The sequence below is a fragment of the Aquamicrobium terrae genome (assembly GCF_040545735.1).
In the GTDB taxonomy this organism is placed as follows: domain Bacteria; phylum Pseudomonadota; class Alphaproteobacteria; order Rhizobiales; family Rhizobiaceae; genus Mesorhizobium; species Mesorhizobium terrae_A.
The window spans coordinates 87941-112419 of the sequence record NZ_JBEPML010000016.1; the positions used below are offsets into that span (position 1 = coordinate 87941).

22 protein-coding genes are annotated in these 24479 nt (G+C 64.1%); 10 read left to right on the plus strand and 12 right to left on the minus strand.

Annotation, left to right across the window (positions count from 1 at the left end; translation table 11 throughout):
• Positions 1–34: 34 nt before the first annotated feature.
• Positions 35–931 (plus strand): UTP--glucose-1-phosphate uridylyltransferase, encoded by an 897-nt coding sequence (locus ABID37_RS19635; RefSeq protein ID WP_354197818.1) that lies wholly within the window; start codon positions 35–37, stop codon positions 929–931.
• A 74-nt stretch (positions 932–1005) separates the two neighbouring features.
• The gene (locus tag ABID37_RS19640; RefSeq protein ID WP_354197820.1) at positions 1006–3375 is read left to right on the plus strand and encodes a Wzz/FepE/Etk N-terminal domain-containing protein; all 2370 of its coding nucleotides are present in this window, start codon (positions 1006–1008) and stop codon (positions 3373–3375) included.
• Positions 3376–3401: 26 nt separating this feature from the next.
• Here ABID37_RS19640 and ABID37_RS19645 read toward each other — a convergent pair whose 3' ends face one another.
• A complete protein-coding gene (locus ABID37_RS19645; protein ID WP_354197822.1) occupies positions 3402–4172 on the minus strand; it encodes a metallophosphoesterase family protein in 771 nt (256 codons plus the stop codon).
• A gap of 47 nt (positions 4173–4219) precedes the next feature.
• Between ABID37_RS19645 and ABID37_RS19650 the strand changes: the two genes are divergently transcribed.
• A complete protein-coding gene (locus ABID37_RS19650) occupies positions 4220–5368 on the plus strand; it encodes an acyltransferase family protein (RefSeq protein WP_354197824.1) in 1149 nt (382 codons plus the stop codon).
• Between the two features lie 63 nt (positions 5369–5431).
• Here the strand turns inward: ABID37_RS19650 and ABID37_RS19655 are convergent, their stop codons facing one another.
• The 10 genes from ABID37_RS19655 to ABID37_RS19700 form a co-directional block, all read right to left on the minus strand.
• Complete coding sequence (locus tag ABID37_RS19655; protein WP_354197826.1) at positions 5432–6418, minus strand: Tim44 domain-containing protein; 987 nt, start codon at positions 6416–6418, stop codon at positions 5432–5434.
• A gap of 203 nt (positions 6419–6621) precedes the next feature.
• Entirely contained in the window at positions 6622–7401 is a 780-nt protein-coding gene (locus ABID37_RS19660) for an SDR family oxidoreductase (RefSeq protein ID WP_354197827.1), read from the minus strand.
• A gap of 30 nt (positions 7402–7431) precedes the next feature.
• Positions 7432–8580 (minus strand): galactonate dehydratase, encoded by a 1149-nt coding sequence (gene dgoD, locus ABID37_RS19665; protein ID WP_354197828.1) that lies wholly within the window; start codon positions 8578–8580, stop codon positions 7432–7434.
• Positions 8581–8631: 51 nt separating this feature from the next.
• Positions 8632–9528 (minus strand): aldose 1-epimerase, encoded by an 897-nt coding sequence (locus tag ABID37_RS19670; protein ID WP_354197830.1) that lies wholly within the window; start codon positions 9526–9528, stop codon positions 8632–8634.
• 20 nt (positions 9529–9548) lie between these two features.
• Positions 9549–10433 carry an SMP-30/gluconolactonase/LRE family protein gene (locus ABID37_RS19675; protein WP_354197832.1) on the minus strand — a complete coding sequence of 295 codons (885 nt, stop codon included), beginning with the start codon at positions 10431–10433 and terminating at the stop codon, positions 9549–9551.
• Complete coding sequence (locus ABID37_RS19680) at positions 10430–11071, minus strand: 2-dehydro-3-deoxy-6-phosphogalactonate aldolase (RefSeq protein ID WP_354197834.1); 642 nt, start codon at positions 11069–11071, stop codon at positions 10430–10432. Before ABID37_RS19680 ends, ABID37_RS19675 begins: the two co-directional genes overlap by 4 nt.
• A gap of 1 nt (position 11072) precedes the next feature.
• On the minus strand, positions 11073–11987 hold the full coding sequence (locus ABID37_RS19685) for a 2-dehydro-3-deoxygalactonokinase (RefSeq protein ID WP_354197836.1): 915 nt from the start codon (positions 11985–11987) through the stop codon (positions 11073–11075).
• A 62-nt stretch (positions 11988–12049) separates the two neighbouring features.
• Positions 12050–13000, minus strand: coding sequence for an L-arabinose ABC transporter permease AraH (gene araH / locus ABID37_RS19690; protein ID WP_354197838.1), 951 nt, complete (start codon positions 12998–13000; stop codon positions 12050–12052).
• Entirely contained in the window at positions 12997–14532 is a 1536-nt protein-coding gene (gene araG / locus ABID37_RS19695; RefSeq protein WP_354197840.1) for an L-arabinose ABC transporter ATP-binding protein AraG, read from the minus strand. The genes araH and araG overlap by 4 nt, the downstream gene beginning before the upstream one ends.
• Before the next feature lie 75 nt (positions 14533–14607).
• Complete coding sequence (locus ABID37_RS19700) at positions 14608–15546, minus strand: arabinose ABC transporter substrate-binding protein (RefSeq protein ID WP_435521598.1); 939 nt, start codon at positions 15544–15546, stop codon at positions 14608–14610.
• Positions 15547–15760: 214 nt separating this feature from the next.
• Here ABID37_RS19700 and ABID37_RS19705 point away from each other — a divergent pair, with 214 nt between their 5' ends.
• The gene (locus ABID37_RS19705; protein WP_435521599.1) at positions 15761–16504 is read left to right on the plus strand and encodes a FadR/GntR family transcriptional regulator; all 744 of its coding nucleotides are present in this window, start codon (positions 15761–15763) and stop codon (positions 16502–16504) included.
• Positions 16505–16596: 92 nt separating this feature from the next.
• Here the strand turns inward: ABID37_RS19705 and ABID37_RS19710 are convergent, their stop codons facing one another.
• Entirely contained in the window at positions 16597–17442 is an 846-nt protein-coding gene (locus tag ABID37_RS19710; RefSeq protein ID WP_354197846.1) for a LysR substrate-binding domain-containing protein, read from the minus strand.
• A 154-nt stretch (positions 17443–17596) separates the two neighbouring features.
• On the opposite strand from ABID37_RS19710, the gene sauS reads away from it, so the two are divergent.
• The 6 genes from sauS to ABID37_RS19740 all read left to right on the plus strand — a co-directional run bounded on the left by sauS (position 17597) and on the right by ABID37_RS19740 (position 24319).
• Positions 17597–19057 (plus strand): acylating sulfoacetaldehyde dehydrogenase, encoded by a 1461-nt coding sequence (gene sauS / locus ABID37_RS19715; protein ID WP_354197848.1) that lies wholly within the window; start codon positions 17597–17599, stop codon positions 19055–19057.
• A 10-nt stretch (positions 19058–19067) separates the two neighbouring features.
• Positions 19068–20195, plus strand: coding sequence for a succinate--CoA ligase subunit beta (locus ABID37_RS19720; protein WP_354197850.1), 1128 nt, complete (start codon positions 19068–19070; stop codon positions 20193–20195).
• Positions 20192–21151 (plus strand): succinate--CoA ligase subunit alpha, encoded by a 960-nt coding sequence (sucD, locus tag ABID37_RS19725; protein ID WP_354197852.1) that lies wholly within the window; start codon positions 20192–20194, stop codon positions 21149–21151. Before ABID37_RS19720 ends, sucD begins: the two co-directional genes overlap by 4 nt.
• Before the next feature lie 84 nt (positions 21152–21235).
• Positions 21236–22186, plus strand: coding sequence for a tripartite tricarboxylate transporter substrate binding protein (locus ABID37_RS19730; RefSeq protein WP_354197853.1), 951 nt, complete (start codon positions 21236–21238; stop codon positions 22184–22186).
• Between the two features lie 39 nt (positions 22187–22225).
• Positions 22226–22765: a tripartite tricarboxylate transporter TctB family protein gene (locus tag ABID37_RS19735; RefSeq protein ID WP_354197855.1), complete on the plus strand. Its 540-nt coding sequence runs from the start codon at positions 22226–22228 to the stop codon at positions 22763–22765.
• Positions 22766–22789: 24 nt separating this feature from the next.
• On the plus strand, positions 22790–24319 hold the full coding sequence (locus tag ABID37_RS19740; protein WP_354197857.1) for a tripartite tricarboxylate transporter permease: 1530 nt from the start codon (positions 22790–22792) through the stop codon (positions 24317–24319).
• Positions 24320–24479: the final 160 nt, after the last annotated feature.

Genomic DNA, 24479 nt, shown 5'->3' on the forward strand with positions numbered 1-24479 from the left:
GGCGGGGAGCCGAGCGTTAACAGGGAAGATCAAGATGAAAAAAGTCAGAAAAGCTGTGATCCCCGTGGCCGGACTGGGCACGCGATTCCTGCCCGCGACCAAGGCGATGCCCAAGGAGATGCTCACCGTGGTTGATCGGCCCGTCGTGCAATATGCGGTCGATGAGGCGCTGGAAGCGGGTATCGAGCACATCGTTTTTGTCACCGGCCGCAACAAGCATGTGATCGAGGACTATTTCGATATCCAGCCCGAATTGCTCGACACGCTCACCCGCACCGGCAAGCTCGAACAGCTTGCCTCGCTCGGCCGTCTGCAGCCGCAACCCGGCACCATCTCCTTCACGCGCCAGCAGGAGCCGCATGGGCTCGGCCATGCGGTGTGGTGCGCGCGCGATATCGTCGGCGACGAGCCTTTCGCGCTGCTCCTGCCCGACATGGTTTCCTACGGCGACAAGGGGTGCCTGTCCGGCGTGATCGACCTTTATGCGCGTACCGGTGGCAATGTGGTTGCTGTCGAGCAGTGCGATCCGATGGACACCGGCAGCTATGGCATAGTCGGCAAGGGAGCCGCCACGGGAAGCGGCTTCGCCATTACCGGCATGGTGGAAAAGCCGGCGCCGGAGGCAGCACCCTCCAACTACTACATCAATGGCCGTTACGTGTTGCAGCCGCAAATCTTCGACATATTGAGCACCCAGCAGCGGGGTGCCGGCAATGAGATCCAGTTGACCGATGCGATGGTGCGGTTGTCGGAAAGCCAGCTCTTTTTCGCATCCCCCTTCGAAGGCCGCATGTTCGATTGCGGGTCCAAGGACGGTTTCATCCAGGCCAATGTCGCCTTCGCGCTGGCCCGTGCGGACATGCGCGACAGTGTCCTCGCTCCCATCGAGGAGATGATCGTTTCCAGCAGGCGCAGCACGCGGGCGGCCTGACCGCTTCGGCCGGCCCGGCGGAAATTCCGCCGGGCCGGCCCTTCGAACGAAAGGCGGCATTGGCAGGCAAACTCATGAATCATGGAAGCTATCCGTTGCAGAACCGGGGCATAGGTCCGGTCACGGAAACGAACGAATTTATCGATCTCGACATGCTGGTCGCCGCGGTGCGGCGCCAGTTCGGGCTGATCTGCCTGTTCGCCGTTCTCGGGTTGGTTCTGGGCGGGCTTTATCTGGCGTTCACGCCGGCCCTCTATACGGCCTCGACCCGCATCCTGCTCGATACCAGCCTGTCGCAATTTGCCGAGGACAAGGACGCGCCGCCGATCGGGCCGCAGGCCGATGCGATGGTGCTGAGCGAAGTCGAGATTCTCAAGTCGAACCGGCTTGCCCGCACCGTGGTTCGCGCCGAGAACCTTCAGGACAATGAGGCTTTCCTCAACCCGCCGCGCTCGCCGCTGGCCTGGCTGAAATCCACGGTGAAGTCGGCTGCCGGTCTGTTTGCATCCGCGCCCGCCACACCGGCCGGCAACGCCGAGGAGGCAAAGGTGGGCAAGGCGGCTGCCTTGTTGCAGGCGGGTTTGACGGCCGAGCGCGTCGGGCGCAGCCTGGTTATCGAGCTTTCCTTCAAGGGCTACGATCCGAAGCTTGCCGGTGCGATCACCCGCGCCTATGCGGAGGCCTATCTTTCCGATCAGCTTGACGCCAATTTCGACGCAACCCAGCGCGCGACGGTCTGGCTGCAGGGGAGGCTGGAGGAACTGCGCGAGAATTCCCAGGAGGCAGCGCTCGCCGTCGAGCAGTTCCGGGCGAAGGCCGGACTGACGGCGGTGCGTGGCGAACTGATGTCGGAACAGCAGCTTTCCGACCTGAACAGCCAGCTCATCCTCGCGCAGGCCGACACCGCCAATGCACTCGCCCGCTACAACCAGTTCAAGGCCATTGTCGACAGCGGCCCGGACAATGCCGTCAACAGTGCCGCGATCCCGCAGGAAAAGGGCACCAACGGCAGCAACAGCGCCGCCATCAACGAAATGAAGGCCCGTTATCTGGGCATCGCCAAGCGCGAGCAGGATATCACCGACCGCTTCGGCAAGGACCATCCGCAGGCGGTGGCGTTGCGCCGCGAAGAGGCCAATCTCAGCGGGCAGATATTCTCCGAACTCAAGCGCCTGACGGAGAGCTACCGCAACGAATATCAGGTGGCCAAGTCGCGCGAGGATTCGCTGCGCGCCAATGTCGGAGAGCTCTCGGGCAAGAATTCCGCCACCGGGGCGGATCAGGTGAAGCTTCGCGAACTGGAGCAGAAGTCGCAGGCCCTTGCCACGCTCTACCAGGCGTTTCTCGCCCGCTACGAGGAAACGTCGCAGCGCCGATCCTTCCCGATTGCCGAGGCCAGGGTCATCTCGCAGGCCGACAATCCGGTTTCGCCCTCGAGCCCGCGCAAGGCCATGGTTCTTGGGCTTTCGCTGGTACTCGGGTTGTTCGCAGGGGCGGGCGGGGCAGCGGTGCGCGAATTTCGCGAGCGCTTCTTCCGGACCGGCGACGATGTGCGCGATGCGCTCAACATGAATTTTCTTGGCTATCTGCCCTTGGTCAGCAATCATGCCGCCGGGCAGGGCGCGAGAGGCAGGACCGCTGGCGGCAATGGAGGCGACAGGGGCGGCGGGCCGGATCTCGAAACCGTGACGCCGCGCATGCTGCGGGTGGCGATCAATTCGCCGGGTTCATCCTTCGCGGAAACGCTGCGCAACATGAAGCTCGCCGGCGATATCGTCCTGCATCACACGCCCTGCAAGGTGATCGGCTTCGTTTCCGCTCTGCCGCGCGAGGGCAAGACGACAGCCGCCGCGAATTTCGCCGGCCTTCTGGCGGCCAATGGCGCGCGCACCCTGCTCATCGATGCCGACCTGCGCAATCCGCGCCTCAGCCGCTCCCTGCCGCGCCTGCCGGAAAGGGGGCTTGTCGAGGTGGTTCTGGGCGAGCAGCGCTGGCAGGATGCCTGCCTGACCGATCGCAAGACGCGGCTGGCCATCCTGCCCACGGTGGGACGCCAGAGGATTTCGCACACCAGCGGCCTGATTTCCGGACCGGCCATGGCCGCCTTGCTGGACGATATGCGCCAGAGCTTCGATTACATCGTGGTCGATCTGCCGCCGCTCGGTCCGGTCGTCGACGCCAAGGCGTTTGCGCCGCTGGCCGACGGTTTCATGATGGTGATCGAATGGGGGCAGACGCCGCGCATGCTGGCGCGCTCGCTGTTGCAGAGCGAACGCCCGGTCGCCGCCAAGATGCTTGGCGCGGTGCTCAACAAGACCGACATGAAGGCGCTGTCCCGCTACGGTCCGTTCGGAGGCGCGGAACAGTATCTCGACCGTTATCAAAGCTATTATGTCGAGGAGACCACGGCGGCTGGCGGCACCGGCCGCGTGGAAACGTCATGACGGCGTCGAGCGGCATGCCGGCCCGTTCAGTTGGTCAGGTAGCGGCCCGTATCCCGCCAGATGCGCAAGGCCGTCAACTGCCCGCTGAAATAGGCGCCGCTGTCGAGGTTCACGCGCATGCCCTCGCGCCCGGCCTGCTTCACGGGCGTGTGCCCATGCACCACATAGCGCGTCAGCCGGTCGGCATTGTCGAAGAAGGGGGCGCGGATGAGAACGAGATCGTTCTCGTCCTGCTCCCTCATTGGTACGCCCGGCCGGATGCCGGCATGGACGAAAACATAGCGCTGGCTCTCCACCAGCACCGGGAGTGTTCGCAGGAAAGCGACATGCTCGGCCGGAATCGCATCGCGGACAGCGTTGTCGATGCTGCGCCTGTTGCCATGCATCTGGCGCAGGCGATCGTGGTCAATCCCGTAGGACAGCAGCGTGGGGCCGGCCCCCATGAGCAGCCACGACCGCAGATCGATGCGGCCTTCCAGATAGTCCAGCATGGCGACCTCGTGATTGCCGGCGAGGCAGATGCGGTGGAACCCCGGCGGCGGCGGCGCGACGAGATGGTCGAGTACCTGGGCCGAGGCGGGACCCCGGTCGACATAGTCGCCCAGCATCACGAGCAGCTTCCTGCCGGGCAGTGCCACCGCATCATCGGCGATACGGCGTTCCAGAGCCAGCAAGGCGTCGAGGCAGCCATGCACGTCGCCCATCGCGTAGACGATGAGGTCGGACATATCGAGCTGCAGGCGTGGCCGTTGCGGGCGTGCCTTCTTCTTCGCGCCCAACCCGAGAAGTCGGATCATGCTTCTCATGACGCTATGATTCCATGAACTCTTCAAGGAGATGAAACTTGAAGACCAATTCCAGTCCTTCCCTAAAGCCGATGGTTTCCGCCGTTCCGCCGGAACTTTCGGAACGTGTCCGGATTGCACGGTTCCTGTGCATTTTCCTGATGATGTTCGTACATGTTCAGCCGGGGATAGCCGAGAACGTCTATGACCGCGATGCCGGGTTCTTCGATGTCGTCTATTTCATATTCTCCCGGCTTCTGGGGCTCAGTTCGGTTTCTCTTCTGAGCATCGTATCGGGCTATTTCGTGGTGGCCAGCCTGCACAAGTCGGGCTTCTGGAAACTGGCCGTTTCGAAACTGCGCACGCTGGTGGTGCCGCTGGTGGCATGGAATCTCCTGATGCTGGCCTTGCTTGCGGTTTATGGCCTGCTCACCGGCAAGTGGCACGACATGCCTTCGTTCACGCCCATGGGGCTGGCGAATGCCTTACTGGCGCTCACCCAATGGCCGCTCGATGTCCCTTTGTGGTTCCTGCGGGACCTTTTCGTCTGTTGCCTTTTTGCGCCGTTGCTTCAAGCAGGCTTGAAGCGCTCCCCGCTCGCCACGATCCTCGCGGTGACCCTGTTTATGGCGTTTGGCGAGGACTGGCTTATCATGCAACGACCCCAGCTTCTCCTGTTCTTCGCATTGGGCATGTGGTTGCGCATCGCTGCTCCCGACCTGCGTACGATGGAGCGATGGGCGTGGATCTTGACGATAGGTCTGGCGGTCATGGTCACGATCTTCCTGACCATCCGCATCGAACGCATATTGTTGAGTGAAATGGATGCTATGGTGCGGCTTTCGCTCGACACGCTGTTGCGCATCACCATGGCGGGCGGTTTCTGGGCGGCCATAGGGCTGGTGAAACATTCGCGGCTGGCGGGCCTGTGCGCGCGCCTTGAACCTTATGCATTCTTCCTGTTTTGCAGCCACGCGATCCTGTTCAACTTCCTGGGGATCGTATTCCGGCGCTTCTTCGGAAATTACGGATCGGAGCTGTTTCCCGTCACCTTCTTCACCCTGCCGGTAATCGCGGTCGTCTGCTCCATCATCGGATTGCAGATCATTGGCAGGTCACGGCTGCTGCTGTTCCTCTTCAATGCCGGTCACAGTGCTCCTCAACGCCTGCTGTCATCCGCCAAGGAAAAATACCGGACGGCGACCTAGCGGAGATCGCCGCCGCGGACCTGTGGGCCCGCGGGCGTTTCCGATCGACAGGCGTCGGCCTGGTCAGGCGGGCTGCTGGATCGCGGAGAGCTTCCAGTCCTGACCGTTCTCGCGCACGAAGGTCCAGAGTTCGGTGGTCTCGCTGGCCGCGTCCGCATCGCCTTCCACGATCTTGCCGGTGGCACGGTCGCGCACCACGTCGCGGGCTTCATATCGCATGGCGGCGGTGGCGTAGTCGCGCGCACCCTCGCTCCAGCTTTCGGCGATATCGGCTTCCAGAAGGCGGACATCGCTCACCTCGTTGCGCACGCCGTTATGGGCGTTCCGGGCAAGCTCCTCCGACAGGTAGGAAACCATTTCCGGCGTGACCAGCCGGCGCAGTCCGGCATGATCCTCGCGGCCGAAGGCACCCTGAACTTCGCCGAGAAGGGCTTCGAAACGGTCAAGATCGTCCTGATCCGGCTTCATATCCCGCGTCGTCGTTGCTTCCTGCGCGGAAGTCGATCGCCCGCCGATGGTGGGGACCGTGAAGCCGACCGGCTTGCCGGCATCCGAATGGGCGTCACGGCCGTAGCGGTTGGCGCCAGGCGCGCCGCCGGCGCCGGCCATGGCGGGCTGCCGGGCATTCTGGCCACGGAAGAAGCGCAGGGCCAGCATCACCGCGCCGGCGATCAGCAGGCCCTGCAAGAGCAGGCCGAGCAGGCCGGCAAGGCCGCCAAAACCCTGCCCGAGGAGGAGGCCGATAAGGCCGCCGATCAGAAGGCCACGCATGAGCGAGCCGCCGAGCCCGTTCATGAAGCCGGGCCGCTGCTGGGCGGCCGACGGCTGGCGGGCGGCATTGGGTGCGGTGTTCGGCGTCATGGAACGCTCGACGGGAGCTGCCTGGTTCGGCGCGGTGCGGGTGGCCGGCACGCTCTGGTGGGTGCGGGTTCCGCGGCTGCCGAAGCTGCCGCCCCGCCGGGCCTCGGCATAGTCCACCGATACCATGGAAAAGGCGAGCATCAGCCCTGCAAACAGGGCGAATATCTTGGCGCGGCGTGGCTTGAACATGTCAGGTCTCCTCCGAACAGGTGCGGTCACCTCAAGGCCTGATGTCCCTTTCCCGAGGGGACCTGCGCCTTGAAGAGGTGGCTGCCCGGAAAAAGCCCGGACGCGGCTGATGTAGAGACGGAAAACGCCATGCACAAGATGCCATCCGCAAGATGCATGGCGCAATCTCCCCGCTTTATGCCGCTCATTGTCTGGCGGGCGTGTCAGGCTGGATGCTGCTGGACGCTCAGGCCGCCATCTACCGTCAGGCAGGTGGCGTTCATGAAGGGACATTCGTCGGACACCATGAACACCGCCGCCATGGCGATTTCCTCCGGCGTGGCGATGCGCCCGCCGGGATGCAGGCGCATGGTTTGTGCCCGCGCGGCCTCGGGATCGTCAAAGCTGTTCCAGTAATCGATGTTCTTCTGCGTCAGCACATAGCCAGGGGCCAGCGCATTCACGCGGACCTGCTGCGGCGCATATTCCAGCCCCAGCGCCCTGGTCATGCCCAGCAGCGCGTGCTTGGCGAGCGGGTAGGGGAAAGTGTGGGGAATGATGGTGAAGGAATGGGTCGAGGCGATGTTGAGAATGACGCCGCCGCCCTGTTCGATCATGCCGGGCAGGGCCGCCTTGCAGCAGTTCCACGCCCCTTTCAGGTTGACGTCGAAGCAGCGCTGCCAGGCGGCGTCGTCCATCTCCAGCGGCCTGGAGAACACGTTGATGCCGGCATTGTTGACCAGCGCGTTGATCCGGCCGATCTCGGCATGCGCCTGCTCGAAAGCCGCCTGAATGGCCGCCGCATCGGAAATGTCGGCTCGGGCATGGCCAAGGGTGGCGCCTGCCTCGCGCAGGGCCTCGGCCTCCTGGGCGAGCAGTTCGCCGTCCATATCGACGAGAAAGAGAGCTGCCCCCTCGCGGGCAAATCCCTGCGCGATGGCAAGGCCGATGCCTTGCGCGGCCCCGGTCACGAAGATGCGCTTGCCGATCAGACGTCCAGCCATGATGTTTTCTTCCTTATTGCCGGGATGCCGCTACCACTCGGCGAAGCTGCCATCGGCATGACGCCAGATGGGGTTTTTCCAGTCGTGGCCGATCCTGGCGCGTTGCTTGACATAGTCCTCGTCGATCTCGACCCCGAGGCCGGGGCCGTCGGGAATGCTGACGAAGCCATCCTCATAGGTGAAGACCTCGCGATTGGCGATGTAGTCCAGAATGTCATTGGACTCGTTGTAATGGATGTTGAGGCTCTGCTCCTGGATGAAGGCGTTGTAGGACACCGCATCCACGTGCAGGCAGGAGGCCAGCGCAATCGGGCCGAGCGGGCAGTGCGGGGCTAGAGCCACATCGTAAGCTTCCGCCATGGCCGCGATCTTGCGGCATTCGGTGATGCCGCCGGCATGGGACAGGTCGGGCTGGATCACATCGACATATCCGCCCTGCAGGATCGACTTGAAGTCCCAGCGCGAATAAAGCCGCTCGCCCAGCGCGATCGGGGTGGATGTGTGATTGGCGATTTCCTTCAGCGCCTCGGCATGTTCCGACAGCACCGGCTCCTCGATGAACATCAGCCTGAACGGTTCGAGTTCCCTGGCCAACACCTTGGCCATCGGGCGATGCACGCGGCCGTGGAAGTCCACGCCGATGCCGATATGCGGGCCGACCGCGTCACGCACCTGGCCGATGGTCTCGACGATGGCTTCGAGCTTGTCATTGGTGTCGAGGATCTGCAATTCCTGCGTGCCGTTCATCTTCAGGGCGGTAAAGCCGCGATCGACCATGTCGCGCGCATTGGCGGCAACGTCCGAGGGGCGGTCGCCGCCGACCCAGGAATAAACGCGGATGCGGTCGCGGCATTTGCCGCCCAGCAGTTCGTGGACCGGCACGCCCAGCGCCTTGCCCTTGATGTCCCACAGCGCCTGGTCGATGCCGGCCAGCGCGCTCATCAGGATCGGGCCGCCGCGATAGAAGCCCCCACGGTAGAGCACGTTCCAGTGGTCCTCGATCAGGCGCGGGTCCTTGCCGATCAGATAGCCGGACAATTCATGCACGGCCGCCTCGACGGTGCGGGTGCGGCCCTCGATGACCGGCTCGCCCCAGCCCGCAATGCCTTCGTCGGTCTCGACCTTGAGGAATAGCCAGCGCGGCGGAACGATATAGGTGGTCAGCTTGGTGATCTTCATGGGCAGTTCCCCCGTGCTTGCAGGCGCGCGTTCCAAACGCGCCGGGTGGTGTCAGTCTGGCCGGCGGCTGCGCGGCGCAAGGCGGATCGATCCCTCGAGGCGCTGACCCGGCTCCAGCAGCCTGAGATCGCCGAATCCGTCGCGGTTGTGATCGTCGGCCATGTGGCTCATCGGCTCGAAGCAGAAGAAGCCGGCATTCGCCTCCCCGAAGGGGGCATAGAGGAAGGCGTGTGCAAAAACCGGATCGGCACTCACCTCCAGCTCCAGCGCGTGCCGGGGGTAACGGATCAGCGCCGTGCCGTCCCATCCCGAATAACCATTGTTGAGGCGCGCAGCGGGGAAACGCCTGGCCTTGCCGAAGTCGAACGCGCCTGCCGGGATCACGGCGGGTCCGGGTAGCGATCCGGCACCTTCCGGCCGCACGCTGGAGGCCGAGAATTGCAGGGTGGTGTCGTCCGCCAGCACAAAATAAGGATGCCAGCCCAGCCCGAAGGGCAGGGTGTCGTCGCCCTCATTGGTCACGGCTAGGCGCAGCGACAGCCGTTCGTCGTCTAGGCTGAACCGCTGTTCGGCCAGATAACGATAGGGACCGTTTGTGCCCCGGTGGCGATAGGCAAGGGTCGCGCCCGATGTGCCTTGGTCCTGAAGCGACCACCTTTCCAGCCAGCCGTCGCCATGGATATAGAGCGGGTCGAGATCGGAATTCGGCTCCAGCGCATAAGTCTTGCCGCCGCAGGAAAAACGGTTGCTGCCCAGCCGATTGCCGAAGGGAACCAGAGGAAATCCTGCCGTGTCGATGGGAGCGGTGCCATCTGGCAGGCTGGGTCGCAACAGCGGCACGCCGTTTTCCCCTGCGCCCCACCACAGGCTGAGCATTGCCCCGCCTTGCAGGCGCAGATGCGCCGTCATGGTGGAAGAGCGCAGTTCGATCAACCCGGTCCCATCCATCGCGTGTGCCTCCGTCATGGTTACAGCACAACATCCGGTTCGAACCGCCCGGCGAAAGGCAGGTCGAAGGTGAAAGTCGCGCCCGACTGGTCGGCCTCGGACGTGTCGTCGAGCCCGTCGTTGGCGGAGGTGACCAGCATGACGCGGGCCTGCGGGCCGATGAAGGCCGGGCAGCTTACCTGCGAGGCAGGCAGGCTGAACGACGACAGGAACTCGCCCTCGGAACTGTATCCTTTGACGCAACCGGTGCCCCACAGCGCGATCCAGACCTTGCCTTGCGCATCGCAGACTGCGCCGTCGGGGCCTGCCCCTTCGGGAAAGCTGCTCAGGAAGGGCGAAGCCTCGCCTGTGGGCAGTCCGGTCTGTGGATCGACCGCCACCTTCATGACGGTGCCGAGCGCCGTGTCGGCGTAGTAGGCCGTGGCGGCATCGGGCGCAAAGCAGATGCCGTTGGAAATGGTGATGCCCTCATAGAGGCGAGTCAGCCTGCCGGCGCGATAGTGATAGATCGAGCCCGCCCCCCGCTGTGCGTCCCGGCCCATGGTGCCAAGCCAGAACGCGCCGCTTTGGTGAACTCGCGCATCGTTGCAGCGGGTCAGCGCATTGTCGGCCTCGATGGCCAGGTGCGGGTGCAACGCGCCGTCGGCGACCGTGCGGATATACAGGCCGTTTTCCGCAAACAGAAGCTGGCGCCGGTCGTCGATGCGGGCCAGCGCGCTGGCCATGAAGGGCAGGTCGTGGACCAGTGTGCGGCTGTCACGGAAGCGATGTTCCAGCAATTTGCGGCCGATGATGTCGAACCACCAGGCCGTGTCGGTGCGGGGGTCATAGGTCGGGCCTTCGCCGAGCTTGCACGAAGGCGCATCGAGCCTTGCCAGATTTTCCGGCTGGAGCAACTGGCTCATGCCGTTTTCCCGAACGCGGCATCATAGGCCGCGATGGTGCGTCGCGCGGCCGCGCGCACCTTGGCGGCGTCGTCGCCGGGGCGATAGAGGCTGGTGCCCAGCCCGAACGTGCTGACGCCGACCCCGGCGTAGTCGGCGAAACTGGCATCGGAAACGCCGCCGACCGCACCCACCACCGCAGTCGCCGGCAGGACGGTTCTGATGGCGGCAATGCCGGAGGGGCCGAGTGCACCGGCGGGGAAGAATTTCAGCGCCGAAGCCCCGGATTTGAGCGCCAGAAGGGCTTCCGAGGCGGTGAAGCAGCCGGGCATGGAATAAAGACCGGCGGCGGCGGCGGCGGCGATGACCTCGGGATCGGTGTTGGGGCTGACCATCAGCTTGCCGCCGAGGTCGGCGAGCTGCCTGACATTGTCCGTGCTCAACATGGTGCCGGCCCCGATCAGGGTGCGGTCGGAAAACAGCCTCACCGCTGAGCCGATCGACACCCATGGCTGCGGCGAATTGAGCGGGATCTCGATGGCCTCGAAGCCTTCCTCGACCAGGGCGGTGAGGATCGGCTCGACCTCTTCGGGCCTGATGCCGCGGATGATCGCCACCAGCGAGCGCTTGAGCGAGGGCCAGGCGGGGTGCACGGTCATGTCATTCTCCCGAAACAGGATGAAGCTGGCGGGCGGCAGCCACCAGCCCGGCGCGCACGGCCTCCTCGCCATCGATCAGGTCGACGCTGAAGCCAGCCTCTTCCATGACGGGCTTGTAAAGCGCGTTGAGCCGTTGCGAGGCGACCAGAGCGGCTCTGCCGGCGCCGTACAATTCGCGCGCGGCCGCGATCTCGGCCCCGATCAGCACCCCCGACAGATGCGGTGCGCCGTCATCGCGCCCCTCGAAGCCCAGCAACTGGCCGGCGCGGATGGGAAACAGCATGGCCATGGCTTGCGCGGGCTGGGCCAGCGCCCGACTGGCGGCGGCGCGGAAGGTCGGATGATCCGCATCGAACCGGGCCTGTGGTTCCAGTGCATGCTTGAGGATGGAATGCTGGCCGACCACTGCGAAGATCTCGCCGGTCATGAAGGAGGACATGCCGGTGACGTGGCCGCCTTCAAGGCTCACCCATTTGCAATGGGTGCCGGGCATGCATACCAGGCCGTCAGGTTGGGTGGCGGCAATGCCGGCCAACTGGGTTTCTTCGCCGCGCATGACATCGGCCGCGTCGGCCCGGTTTTGCGCCATTCCGGGCAGGATGTGCACGTCTCGCGGTTCGTGGGGCACGCGAACCGCCAGGGCCGTCAGCCCGTCGAGCGGAGCCGGGATGTCCACATAGGGCGCTTCCACCCAGCCCTGCCGGGCTCCCGCCATGCCGCTGATGACAACCGGTAGGCCGGCGGGAGCGCCCAGCTTGCCCATGTGGTTTTCGAGCACTGAAGCAAAGCCGGTCTGCGATGACTGCATCATGCCCTCATCGCTCCGGCTTTCAGCCAGCACCGTTCCTTGCCGGTCCACCAGCCACAGGCGGAAGGATGAGGTACCCCAGTCGATCAGCGCGCAGAAAGGCGTCATGGTTGTTCCGATATTGGTCAGAGGAACGGCCACGCAGTTTCGGGGCGCGGCCGTTTCGATTGTCAGCCGCGCGTCGCGATGGTGGAAGAGCGCAGATTGTCGAGCAACACCGCCAGCAGCAGGATCAGGCCGCGCACCACATACTGGTAAAAGGCCTGGATGTTGAGCAGGTTCATGACATTCTCGGCAATGCCCATGATCATGACGCCGACGATGACGCCGAGCATGGAGGCCCGCCCGCCGGCCAGCGACACGCCACCGAGAACGCAGGCGGAAATGACCGACAGCTCCAGTCCGGTTGCCGCATTGGGCTGCCCGGAGGTGATGCGGGCGGCCAGCAGGATGCCGGCGATGGCGCAGATTAGCCCCTGCAAGGCGAAGATCCAGGTGCGCATCGAGGCGACATTGACACCGGCCAGGCGCGAGGCTTCCGGATTGCCGCCGATCGCCAGCGTGTTCTTGCCGAACACGGTGCGGTTGAGCACGAAGCCGAAGATGATGAACAGCGCGCCCATCACCCAGATCGGGGTCGGAATGCCGAAGAATTTGGACAAGGCAAGCTGGTAGAAGTTGGGGTCGCCGATGCCGACGGCACGCCCGTCGGAGGAGATCAGCGCCAGACCGCGCACGATCTGCATGGTGGCGAGCGTTGCGATCAGCGCATTGACCTTGAAGCGGGCGATCACCACGCCGTTGAACAAGCCGACGATGAAACCGGAGGCCAGCGCCGCCAGAAGGCCGATCAGGATGGAGCCGCTGGCGTTAGAGGCCATGACCGCCATCATGCCGGTGAAGGCGACGGTGGAGCCGACCGAAAGGTCGAAATCGCGGGAAGCCAGGCACAGCATCATGGTGCAGGCGACGATGCCGATCGTGACTACCGACTGCAGCAGGCCCAGCATATTGCGCTCGGTGAGGAAATTCGGAACCGTCAGCGAGACCACGGCAAAGGCGATCGCGAACAGAACAACCAGTCCCTGTTCGCCGAGCAGGAGTTTCTTGACAGCCGTCATGATGCAGCAACCTTGTCGAATTCGTTTGCGGGAGCGGACGAGCGATCGGGCAGGGCGGCCGCCAGAATGGCCCGCTCGTTGAACTCGCTCCTGTCGAGGGATGCGGCGATGTGGCCTTCGCACATCACCAGGATTCGGTCGGAAATGCCCATCACCTCCGGCAGCTCGCTGGAGACGACGACAATGGCGATGCCGGATTCGGCAAGGCCGTAGAGCAATTCGTAGATCTCGGCCTTGGCACCGACATCGATGCCGCGGGTCGGCTCGTCGATCATCAGGACCTTGACGTTGCTCTCCGACAACCAGCGGCCCAGAATGACCTTCTGCTGATTGCCGCCGGACAGGTTGACGATGTCCTGCCTGCGCGAAGGGGTGCGAACCCTCAATTGCTTGATGATGCGTTCGGCCAGGTCGGCTTCCTTCGACGGATTGATGAGACCGACTGGCGAGAAATTGCGCCGGGCGGAGATGGTGATGTTTTCCTCGATCGAACGGCCCTGGATGATGCCGTCGAACTTGCGGTCCTCCGGGCACAGCATGACGCCGGCTTCGACGGACTTGCGCGGGCTGTTGCCGGACACGGCTTTGCCGTCGACGGTGACCGTTCCGGTGCGGCGCGTATCGGCTCCGTAGACGAGGCGCAGCAATTCCGAGCGGCCAGCGCCGATGAGGCCGAACAGGCCGAGAATCTCGCCCCGTCGCGCCTTGAAGCTGGCCGGCTGCGGCAGGAAGTGGCCGCTTACGCCGTCGACCGACAGGCGCGTTTCGTCTCCGATGGGGCGGCCGCGCCAAGCCCAGATGTCGATAATCTCGCGGCCGACCATTTCGGCGATGATCTGGTCGCGGGTGACGCCCTCAAGGTCGGGATGGTGGGCGGCCAGCCGCCCGTCGCGCAGCACGGTCAACCCGTCGCAAAGCTGGAAGATCTCGTCGAGGCGGTGCGAGATGTAGAGGATGACCTTGCCTTCCGCCTTGAGGCGGGCGATCAGGCGGAACAGGATTTCGCTCTCGCGCGACGACAGGGAAGATGTCGGCTCGTCGAGCGCGATGATGCGCGCATCGAGCATTATCGCCTTGGCGATCTCGACCATCTGCCGTTCGCCGATCGAAAGCTTCGCCACCTTCTGCGCCGGATCGATGTCAATGCCGATATCGGCCAGCTTGGCGGCGACCTGGTGGGTTAGGGCGCGCAGATTGACGACCCCGCCCTTGTTAGGAAAGCGCCCGAGCCAGAGATTTTCGGCCACGGTCAACTCGGGAACGAGCTGCAGTTCCTGATGGATGACGACCACGCCGGCATCGAAGGCATCGCGGGCGGATGCGTATTTCTGTTCGACGCCGTCTATGTGGATCGTACCCTCATTGGCCGGCTGGTCGCCCGACAGGATGCGGATGAGCGTGGATTTTCCGGCGCCGTTCTCGCCCATGATGCCGTGCACGGCACCCTTAGCCACGCCGAAGGACACATCCGACAGGGCCTTCACGCCGGGATAGGATTTGGAAATGTTGCGGAAGTCGAGAAATGACGCCATGACAACTCCGATGCGGGATCGACAGGCAAGGACAGGCGAACGCGGCCAGCGAAGCCGGCCGCGCCGTCAGCCAAATTATTCGATGCCAAGCTCCTTGCGGACGGCCTCGAAATTGTCGCGCAGCGCAAGCTGGCCCGAGGTGAGGATCAGCTTTTCCGGCTCCTTGCCTTCGGCGATCCAGTCGTACATGTTGACGGCGGTTTCATAGCCGTGGCGCTTCGGCGAGATGATAACCGAGCCGAAGAAGCCGGTAGCGTCGGGCTTCTTGAACTCATTGATGGCCGAGTCCGAACCGCCGATGCCGACAACGACCACATTGGCTGCGTCGATGCCGACGCTTTCGGTGGCGCGCACCGCCCCCAGCACAGCTTCGTCATTGAGGCCGACGGCGACCCAGTACTTGATCTGCGGGTTCTTGTTGAGCACCACAGTCGAGGCGTTCAGCGCGGCTTCGGTATCGGTCTTGGCCTGCGGAGCGTCGAAGATGTTGGCTTCCGGAAGGCCAGCTTCCTTCAGCTTGGAGAGCGCGCCCTCGACACGGTCGACGGCAGTCGGAAGCTGATCATAGGACACGCGGATCGCCCCGACGTCCTTCCAGTCCCAGCCGCGCTTGGCGACTTCGGCGGCGATGGCAGAACCAACGTCCTCACCGATCTTGGTTGCCGATATGCCCATATGGGCAACGTCTTCCAGCGGCTGGTTGTCAGGGCCGACGAGACGGTCGTCGACCGTCATCAGTTTGAGGTCCAGCGAAGCGGCCTTGGCGACAATGCCGGGACCAAGCTTGACGTCGGGCGTGCAGATGATCACGCCTTGAGCACCCTGTGCGCCGAGATTGTCGAGCGCGGCCTGGACCTTCTCGCCATCCTGGGCAGCGATCTTGACGAGGGTGAAGCCCTTTTCCTTGGCGGCGATGTCGGCAAACTTCCACTCATCCTGGAACCAGGGCTCTTCCGGTTGCTTCACGACAAAGCCGATCTTCACGTCGTCGGCAAAGGACGAAACCATGCTCATCAGGACGACTGCCCCTGCCAACAATATAGTATTGAGAAAACGCATAAGGATAACCTCCCGTTCCAGCCGCGTTAAGGCAATGACCGGGAAACTCTATGCATTATCATCACACCAGTCAACGGTTCTTGTATGATGAATGATTTCCTTTATAATCACGCGGCATGCCGCTAAGGCAGTGACGGAATCCGTAGCAAATACGGCGGAGGGAATGTTCGTGAATGGGTTGGAGCAGGATGCGCGCAGTGAAGTGATGACGATGGCGCGGCCCCGCGTGAAGAGCGGCGTGACGACCGCGCTGGCCCTGGACATCTGTACCTCGGTGTTCCAGCCTGGCTCGTTCCTGCCGCGGGAAAACGACCTGTGCGAACGCTATGGTGTCAGCCGCACCGTGATCCGCGAGGCCTTGAAGGTTCTGGAGGCCAAGGGGCTGGTGCGCGGCCGCTCGCGCGTCGGCACCGTTGTGTGCGAGCGCGACGAATGGAACATCATCGACCCGCAGCTGATCGAATGGCTGGGCGACACCATTCTCGAGCTCGGCCTGCTGGAATGCATTCTTGAGGCCCGGCAGGTGATCGAGCCGGCCGCCGCGGTGCTGGCCGCCGAAAAGGCCAGCCTCCAGGAGATCGCTGACCTGGAGCAGGCCTGGCAGATGATGCGCGACAGCGAGCACGATCCCGTGGCGTTTACCGAAGCCGATGCGCAGTTCCATGCCTGCCTGCTCAAGGCCAGCCACAACCAGGTCTTTGCCCAGCTTGCCCGCACCATCGAGGCGGCTCTCAACTACATGCTGCAGCAGTCCAACAACGCGGTCGTGACGCGCGAGGAGGCGGTCAGGGCCCATGGCCTGCTGGTGGAGGCGCTGCGCATGCGCGACAGCGCCGCCGCGCAGCGGCATTCCATGGGCATATTGGAGCTGAGCGCGCGCGACCTGAAGCTGGTGAAAGCCGAAACCGCATGAGCCGGCATGAGCCGGACTTGGCGGGCGTGCGCCTGATGCCGTCATGAGGAAGTGATCCATGTAGTCGGCAGTGTTGGTTGCTGACTATATCCCTACAGCTCACGTGCAATGTAGTCGGCCAGATGTTTTGCGGCATCGGAGATTTTCGACTGGCGGCGAAGAAGCAGCAGGTCAAGCTGGGGCAAGGGCGGAAAGCCGTCACGCTGCCCCAGCCGACGCACCCCCGGCTGCAGGGCGCACCGCGGGAAAACAGCCACCGCGAGCCCGGCAAGGACTGCCGCAAGCAGCCCTGCGATGGAATCGCTGACCGATACGATACGCCAGCGCCTGCGTGCGGAATCCAGTGCCTCGAGAGCCTGTTCCCGATAGACGCTGCCTTCCGGCAGAAGGGCAAGTGGCACCGCCTCGTCCGCCTCTGGATGGACTTCGGCGCCGGCGACCCAGACCAGCGGCTCGCGACGGACAAGCTGTCCTTCCATTCCCTCGGGCTGGCGCGTGACCAGGGCAAGATCAAGCTCGCCCTCCTGCAGGGCGGTTTCAAGATAGATGCTGCGACGGCAGCGCAGTTCCAACTCGATCCCGGGATAGGAGCGGGAAAACCGCGACAGAATGTCGGGTAGCAGATAGGCGGCGTAAAGATCGGGAGTGCCAAGTATGACGCGCCCCTCCAGCGGCGGGGAGGAGAAATGCTCCTGGGTCTCCTCGTTGAGCCGCAGGATAGCGCGCGCATAATGGAGCAGCATCTCGCCGTCGGCGGTCAGCACTAGGTTTCTGCGGTCGGGCCCGAACAGCGGCCGCATGATCGCCTGCTCCAGCCGGTTGAGCTGGTGCGTCACGGCCGGTTGGGTGCGGCCCACGCGCCGGCCGGCACCGGTCAGGCTGCCGGTCTCGACGACCGCCACGAATGTCCGGAGCACGCCTGGTTCAAAGTCGATCATCATAAATCCTGTGAATGACCTGGATGAAGAAAATAAATTTTTCTTAGAAGATCACAAGACCTAAGCTGACTGTGAGATCGGGCAGCGATGCTCGGCATTCGCCACCGGGCCTGGGAGGGCCGGTGCGTCATGGCAAACGGGAGGAATGGCCGACATGACGATTGCCCCAGCAGAGACCAGAGAACGGCGGTCCGAAGACGGGCGATCCACGGAAGGGCCAGATGAAACGAAGGCGATGGTGGCGGCCGTGGTCGGGCGCGCCCGGGTCGCCCAGGAGAGTTTCGCCGAGGCGAGCCAGGAACGGACCGACGAGGCGGTCAGGGCGCTCGCCTGGTCCCTCTACAAGCCCGAGCATGCCCGCGAGGTCGCCGAACTTGCCGTCATCGATACCGGGCTTGGCAATGTGGCCGACAAGATCACCAAGAAGCAGCGCAAGACCTTCGGCACGCTGCGCGATCTGCTGCGCGGAAAGTCGGTGGGCATCATCGAGGAGGATCGCGAAAAGGGCATCGTCAAATATGCCAAGCCGATGGGCGTGATCGGCGCGGTGACGCCCTCGACCAATCCGGGCGCGACTCCGGTGAACAAGGCGATGATGGCCATCAAGGGGCGCAATGCGATCGTCATCGCCCCGTCCCCGCTCGGCTACCGGACCACGGCGCGCGCCGTCGAGTTCATGCGCGCTGAACTCGCCAGGATCGGCCTGCCGCAGGATCTGGTGCAGATTCTGCCCGAGCCTGTCACCAAGGACGCGACCCAGGCGCTCATGGGTGCCGTCGACCTCGTCGTCGTTACCGGCAGCCAGGACAATGTGCGCCGCGCCTATTCCAGCGGCACCCCGGCCATTGGCGTGGGCGCGGGCAACGTGCCGGTGATCATCGATGAAAGCGCCGATCTCGACGAGGCTGCGCGCAAGATCTGCGCGTCGAAGATCTTCGACAATTCGACCTCCTGCTCGTCCGAAAACGCCGTCGTGATCGTCGACGCCGTCTACGACCAGGCCATCGCCGCACTGGAGCGGGCGGGCGGCTATCTCTGTGATGTTGCGGAAAAGGAGCGGATCGTCGGCACGCTGTGGCGCAACGGCAAGCTCAACCGCGATCTGATCGCGCGCGACGCGCCTATCCTCGCTGAGGCATTCTCCCTGTCGCCCGGCGCGCGGGATGCCGCGTTCTTCATGGTCGAGGAGAGCGGCATCGGGAAGGCCTATCCGCTCTCCGGCGAGAAGCTCGCGCTGGTGCTAGCCGTCTATCGTGCCCGGGATTTCGCGGATGCCAAGGAGACGGTGCGCCGCATCCTCGATCATCAGGGGCGAGGCCATTCCCTCGGCATACACACAAGGGACATGGACCACGCGCGCGAGCTTGCGGAAGACCTCGACGTCGTGCGGGTGCTGGTCAATTTCGCGCATACGTTCGGCAATGGCGGCGGGTTCGATTCAGGCCTCGGCTTCACCCTGTCGATGGGCTGTGGCTCGTGGCAGAAGAACTCCATCTCGTGGAACCTGAGCTATCGCGACTTCCTCAACATAACGCATCTGGTGACCGTCATTCCCGAGGATCGCCCCAGCGAGGAGGAACTGTTCGGACCGCACTGGGCCAGGTACGGGCACTGAGGAGGGCGCCATGAATTTCGTAGAGCATGTCGCCAAGACTTTTGTCCTCGCCCCCGCCGGCATCGCCGTGCCGAAGGGAAGCGTGGCCGACAGTCCGGCCGGTGCCGCCGCCGCCTTCGCCGAAATCGGCCCCTGTGTGGTCAAGGCTCAGGTGCCGACCGGCAAGCGCGGCAAGGCCGGCGGCATAAAAACGGCCGATACGCCAGACGACGCCCGCCGGACCGCCGAACAGATCCTTGCGATGACGATCGGCGGCCACCGTGTGAGCAGCGTGCTTCTGGAGGAGCGGGCGGAAATCGCGCGCGAGTTCTACGCGGCCGTCCTGCTGGACGTTGCCTCGCGCGGTGCCCTGGTGCTCTTCTCGGCCGAGGGCGGCATGGACATCGAGGAACTCGCCGCGACGAGCCCGTCGGCCATTCGCAAGCGCACGATTGCGCCGGGCGAGCGGTTCGGTGTCGAGGAAGCTGCAGCGATGCTGTCCGGGCTCGATCTCGGCAATGCCGCGCCGGCCATCGCCCGTGTCCTTTCTGCCCTCCATAGCCTCTTCGTGGAAAAGGATGCCGAGCTCATCGAGATCAATCCCTTGGCCGAACTGGCCGACGGGCGCGTGGTGGCGCTCGATGCGAAGCTCACGCTGGACGATTCGTCGGCGTCGAGGCAGCCGGAGCTGGTGGCCATGGCCGCGGAGGAGCCGATGAGCGAGCTTGAGCGCCGGGGCGTCGAGGCGGGCCTGAAGTTCATCCAGCTCGAGGGCAATGTCGGGGTTCTCGCCAACGGCGCGGGCCTGACGATGACGACGATGGACGTGATCAGTCATTTCGGCGGCCGGCCCGCCAATTTCCTCGAGATCGGCGGCGAGGCCTATACGAAGGCCGAGACCGCGCTCGATCTCGTCCTGTCCAATCCGGGCGTCAAAAGCCTGGTCGTCAACTTCTGCGGGGCTTTCGCAAGGACCGATGTGATGGCCGAGGGCGTTGTCCGGGCGTGGGAGGCGCTGAAGCCCACGGTGCCGGTCTTCTTCTCCATTCATGGAACAGGCGAGGAAAGGGCGGTCGCGCTCGTGCGCCAGCAACTCGGCATCGAACCCTACGACTTGATGGAGGATGCCGTGCAGGCAGCGGTGGAGGCGGCCCGATGAACCCGCCAATGAACCTGATCGTGCGCCGGTCCACCAAGGTCCTCGTCCAGGGCATGACGGGCAAGCAGGGCACATTCTGGACCGAAAAGATGATAGAGTGCGGAACTCGCGTCGTGGGCGGCGTCAATCCGAAGCGCGCGGGGGAAAGCCATCTCGGCCTGCCGGTCTTTGCCACGGCCTGCAAGGCGATGGACGAGGAGCCCTTCGAGGTCGCGGTCATGTTCATTCCGCCGTTGATGGCGAAGGCGGCCGCCATTGATGCGGCGGAGGCCGGCGCCCGATTGCTGGTCGCCTTGACGGAGCATATTCCGGCGCATGACGTGATGGAAATGCATGCGGCAGCACGCGCGTCGGGCATGCGCATCGTCGGCCCCAACACGGCCGGGCTGGTTACGCCCGGCGAAGCCTTTGTGGGTATCATGCCGGGACACAACTCGAACGTCTTCCGGCCCGGGCGCGTCGGCGTCATCTCGCGCTCGGGTAGCCTCGGTACGCTGATCTGTCTCAACCTGACGCGGGCGGGGCTCGGCCAGTCGGCCTTCTTGGGAATCGGCGGTGATCCGATGATCGGCACGACGACGCGTGATGCATTGCAGGCGCTGGATGCGGACGCGAACACGGATGCCGTCGTTCTCGTCGGCGAGATCGGCGGGTCGATGGAGGAGGAGGCCGCGGACTATGCCGCGACGATGACGAAGCCGGTCGTCTCCTTCATCGCCGGCCGTGCCTCGCCGGCCGGAAAGAAGATGGGCCACGCCGGCGCCATCGTCAGCGGCGACAAGGGCAGCTATGCTTCCAAGCGCAGGGCGCTCGAAGACGCCGGCGCCAGGGTGGTCGATACGCCGGGCGAGATCGTCGGGGCCGTCCGCGCCGCACTCCAGGGTCGCCCCGCCCGGTTTTCAAAGGTGTCGGAGGAGGGTGCCGGCATGGAGAGAGATATGTCGGCACCGTCATGAACTGTCCCGGCATCCAGTAAGGATGCGTCAACGCAAGGCAATCGTCGCAAGAAACGATCCTTGCCCAAGTGGAGGAGAAGAACGATGTTCAAGAAGATGGCAATGGCAGGCGCGTTTGCCGTGCTTGCATCGGTTGTCGGTGCCGGATCGGCTCTGGCGCAGGACTATCCGGCCCGGCCCGTGGAACTGGTGGTTCCCTGGGGACCGGGCGGCGGCGCCGACCAGCTCGCGCGCCTCGTCGGAAAGATGCTCGAATCGGAGCTCGGTGTCGGTATTCCCGTGGTCAATGTGCCGGGCGGCACCGGTGCCACGGGCATGGCCAAGCTTCTCGCCTCGCCCGCCGACGGGTACTCCATGGCCATCTATATCGCCGACAGCCACGCCTTGCTGGCCGGCACCGGTGCGCGCTGGAGCATGGACGACATCGTTCCTGTCGCGGTCATGATTCAGGGGCCGTCGTTTCTGTTCGCACCCAAGAACAGCCCGTATGCGACCTGGGCCGATTTCGAGGCGGCCGCCAAGGCCAAGCCGGATACGCTGAAGGTAGCCACGCTCGGCTTCGGCAGCGTGGACGATTTCAGCCTGCGCACGCTGGCCGCGAAGGACGTGAAGGTCGTGCAGGTTCCCTTCGCCAAGCCCGGCGAAAGATACATCTCCATCCTCGGCGGTCATGCCGATCTGCTCTATGAGCAGGCGGGCGACGTCCGGCAGTTCCTCGATAGCGGCGAGATGCGGCCGCTGATGATATTCGGCGAGGAGCGGATGGAGGCCTTCCCCGACGTTCCCAGTTCGAAGGAGCTGGGCTACGATGTGGCATTGCCGCAGTTCCGGGCGATCGTCGTGCGCAGCGGCACGCCGCTCGAGGCGATCGAGAAATTGTCGGCGGCGCTCGCCAAGGTCGCGGCGGCCGACGAGTACAAGGCCTTTCTCGAGGAGCAATACGGCGTTGCGAACAGTTTCCTGACCGGCCAGGAGGCGGCGGATTTCATGGCACGCCAACTGGAGGACATGAAGCGGGCCGCCGCCTTGCAATAAAGCAACCGCGGAACTGGCGGCCAATCGGGGAGGAACGACATGGAACGCCTGAAGACGACGGCCTGGCTGCCCTATGCAGTGATGCTGCTGGTGGCGGTTTTCTTCTGGTTCATAGCCGACGGGATCGACTATGCCGCGCGGCCGGGCACGTTGGGGCCAGATTTCTGGCCCAAGGCTGCTATCCTGCTGATCGGGATCACCTGCGCCTATGAACTTGCCAGGGCGTTCTTCCTCGGCCGGTCGAACGATACGCAAGGTCTCGCCGCCACCCTGACCTCCGCTGACGATGCGGAGGAAGAGGTCTCTGCGAAGTACCCGCGTCTTCTGGTAGCCGGGGCGGCGCTCACCGTGGCCTACGGTCTCCTGTTGCCCTGGCTCGGCTTTCCACTCACGACATTCCTGTATTTCGTCTGTTTCATGTATGTGGGGCGCTATCGCAGGCATCTGGCGATATGGCTCAACGCGGCGCTGGGCACGCTGGTCTTCTGTATCCTGTTTATGCGCCTTGTCTATGTCTCGCTGCCGCGAGGCGTACCGCCATTCGACCGAGTTACCGACCTGATCGTCAATATGTTCTGACCGAACAAGGTTGAGGAGAGCGCGATGCTCGACATCCTTACGCAACTGGGAGCAGGCTTCCTGGCTTGCTTTACTCCTGTCCACATGGCCGTGCTCGTGCTTGGTATCCTGATCGGCCTGCTGGTCGGGGTCCTGCCCGGTCTGACATTGGTCATGGGCGTCGTGTTGTTCCTGCCCTTCACCTACCAGATGGACATCACCTCCGCGATCATCCTGCTGACCGCCATGTATGTCTCGGGAACCTATGGCGGCGCGTTCACCTCCATCCTGTTTCGCATACCGGGCGAGCCGATCCACGTCCCGCTGCTTTGGGACGGCTACGCGATGGCGCAGAAGGGCCAACCGGCCAAGGCTCTGGGCTGGACGCTGGTCGCGGCGCTGGTTGGCGGCCTCATCTCCGGCATCATCATGGTGTTCATGACGCAACCCGTCGCCAGTTTCGCCCTGCGCTTCTCGTCACCGGAATATTTCGCCATCGTGCTGTTCGGGCTGGCGAGCGTCATCGCGCTGGGTGGCAGCTCCCTCAGCAATGCGCTCGTCAGTCTCGGACTCGGCTTGCTGGTGGCATCGGTCGGCAGCGATGCCACCTATGGCGCCTATCGTTTCACCTTCGACCTGCCGATCCTCGCCGACGGCATCGAGTTCCTCGTCGTCATGGTCGGCGCCTATGGTGTCGGTGAGGTGTTGTCGCGGCTTGAGACCGGATTCACGACCAAGACGATCGACACCCGTTCCGGCGCGAAGACCCAACTGCCCTCCTTGCGCGAGATGTTGGGATTCAAGATGCTGTTCCTGCGTTCCTCCGTGCTGGGAAACATCGTCGGCATTGTACCGGGGGCCGGTGCGACCATCGCTTCCTTCGTATGCTACGGCGTGGAATCACAGCTCGACAGGGGCAAGAAGAGACTTGGCAAAGGTGTTCCGGAAGGCATCGTGGCGCCGCAGGCTGCCGCCACCGCTTCCGTCGGCGGTGCGCTGGTTCCTCTGCTCGCGCTCGGCATACCGGGATCGGGCGCGACCGCGGTGATCATGGGCGCCTTCATGCTGCACGGCGTCCAGCCCGGCCCGCAGGTGCTGCTGACGTCTGCCGACATGGTCTACACCATCTTCGCCTCGCTGTTCCTGGGCGTCGTGCTGATGTGCGTCCTCGGCTATTTCGCGATCCGCCCGCTGGTCAAAGTGCTCGACCTGCCGGAAGCCGTGGTCTCGGCCTTCGTCATGGTCTTCTGCTTCGTCGGGGCCCTGTCGATCCGCTCAAACATCACCGACCTGTGGCTGATGATCGCGTTCGGCTTCGTCGGCTATGCCTTCGAGCGGTTGCGCTTCCCGATCGCGCCCATGGTGCTCGGCGTGATCCTCGGCCCGCTGGCGGAGGAGGCGTTCATGAACTCCATGATAAGCTTCGGAAACGACTGGACCGTCTTCTTCACGCGGCCCATTTCGGGCACCATCATGGCAGTCATCGTGCTGATCCTGGTGCTGCCGTTCATGGGGCGGATATGGCGGCGGCCCGGTCCCGGCGCTGGCCGCGAGGACGCCGGATTGCGACCTTGAAGATAGAAATGAGACGCGGCCGGCGCTCGATGCGGGCATGCCGGCCGCCCGCCACTGCAAGCTACAGGAACGACGACGATGAAGATGACGACGGAAGAAGCGTTTGTTAAGGTCTTGCAGATGCATGGGATCGAGCATGCGTTCGGGATCATCGGTTCAG

Coding starts and splice junctions, on each gene's coding strand:
- ABID37_RS19635 (WP_354197818.1), top strand. CDS start 35: ATGAAAAAAGTCAGAAAAGCTGTGATCCCCGTGGCCGGACTGGGCACG.
- ABID37_RS19640 (WP_354197820.1), top strand. CDS start 1,006: ATGAATCATGGAAGCTATCCGTTGCAGAACCGGGGCATAGGTCCGGTC.
- ABID37_RS19645 (WP_354197822.1), bottom strand. CDS start 4,172: ATGATCCGACTTCTCGGGTTGGGCGCGAAGAAGAAGGCACGCCCGCAA.
- ABID37_RS19655 (WP_354197826.1), bottom strand. CDS start 6,418: ATGTTCAAGCCACGCCGCGCCAAGATATTCGCCCTGTTTGCAGGGCTG.
- ABID37_RS19660 (WP_354197827.1), bottom strand. CDS start 7,401: ATGGCTGGACGTCTGATCGGCAAGCGCATCTTCGTGACCGGGGCCGCG.
- dgoD (WP_354197828.1), bottom strand. CDS start 8,580: ATGAAGATCACCAAGCTGACCACCTATATCGTTCCGCCGCGCTGGCTA.
- ABID37_RS19670 (WP_354197830.1), bottom strand. CDS start 9,528: ATGGATGGGACCGGGTTGATCGAACTGCGCTCTTCCACCATGACGGCG.
- ABID37_RS19675 (WP_354197832.1), bottom strand. CDS start 10,433: ATGAGCCAGTTGCTCCAGCCGGAAAATCTGGCAAGGCTCGATGCGCCT.
- ABID37_RS19680 (WP_354197834.1), bottom strand. CDS start 11,071: ATGACCGTGCACCCCGCCTGGCCCTCGCTCAAGCGCTCGCTGGTGGCG.
- ABID37_RS19685 (WP_354197836.1), bottom strand. CDS start 11,987: ATGACGCCTTTCTGCGCGCTGATCGACTGGGGTACCTCATCCTTCCGC.
- araH (WP_354197838.1), bottom strand. CDS start 13,000: ATGACGGCTGTCAAGAAACTCCTGCTCGGCGAACAGGGACTGGTTGTT.
- araG (WP_354197840.1), bottom strand. CDS start 14,532: ATGGCGTCATTTCTCGACTTCCGCAACATTTCCAAATCCTATCCCGGC.
- ABID37_RS19700 (WP_435521598.1), bottom strand. CDS start 15,546: ATGAGCATGGTTTCGTCCTTTGCCGACGACGTGAAGATCGGCTTTGTC.
- ABID37_RS19710 (WP_354197846.1), bottom strand. CDS start 17,442: ATGATCGACTTTGAACCAGGCGTGCTCCGGACATTCGTGGCGGTCGTC.
- sauS (WP_354197848.1), top strand. CDS start 17,597: ATGACGATTGCCCCAGCAGAGACCAGAGAACGGCGGTCCGAAGACGGG.
- ABID37_RS19720 (WP_354197850.1), top strand. CDS start 19,068: ATGAATTTCGTAGAGCATGTCGCCAAGACTTTTGTCCTCGCCCCCGCC.
- sucD (WP_354197852.1), top strand. CDS start 20,192: ATGAACCCGCCAATGAACCTGATCGTGCGCCGGTCCACCAAGGTCCTC.
- ABID37_RS19730 (WP_354197853.1), top strand. CDS start 21,236: ATGTTCAAGAAGATGGCAATGGCAGGCGCGTTTGCCGTGCTTGCATCG.
- ABID37_RS19735 (WP_354197855.1), top strand. CDS start 22,226: ATGGAACGCCTGAAGACGACGGCCTGGCTGCCCTATGCAGTGATGCTG.
- ABID37_RS19740 (WP_354197857.1), top strand. CDS start 22,790: ATGCTCGACATCCTTACGCAACTGGGAGCAGGCTTCCTGGCTTGCTTT.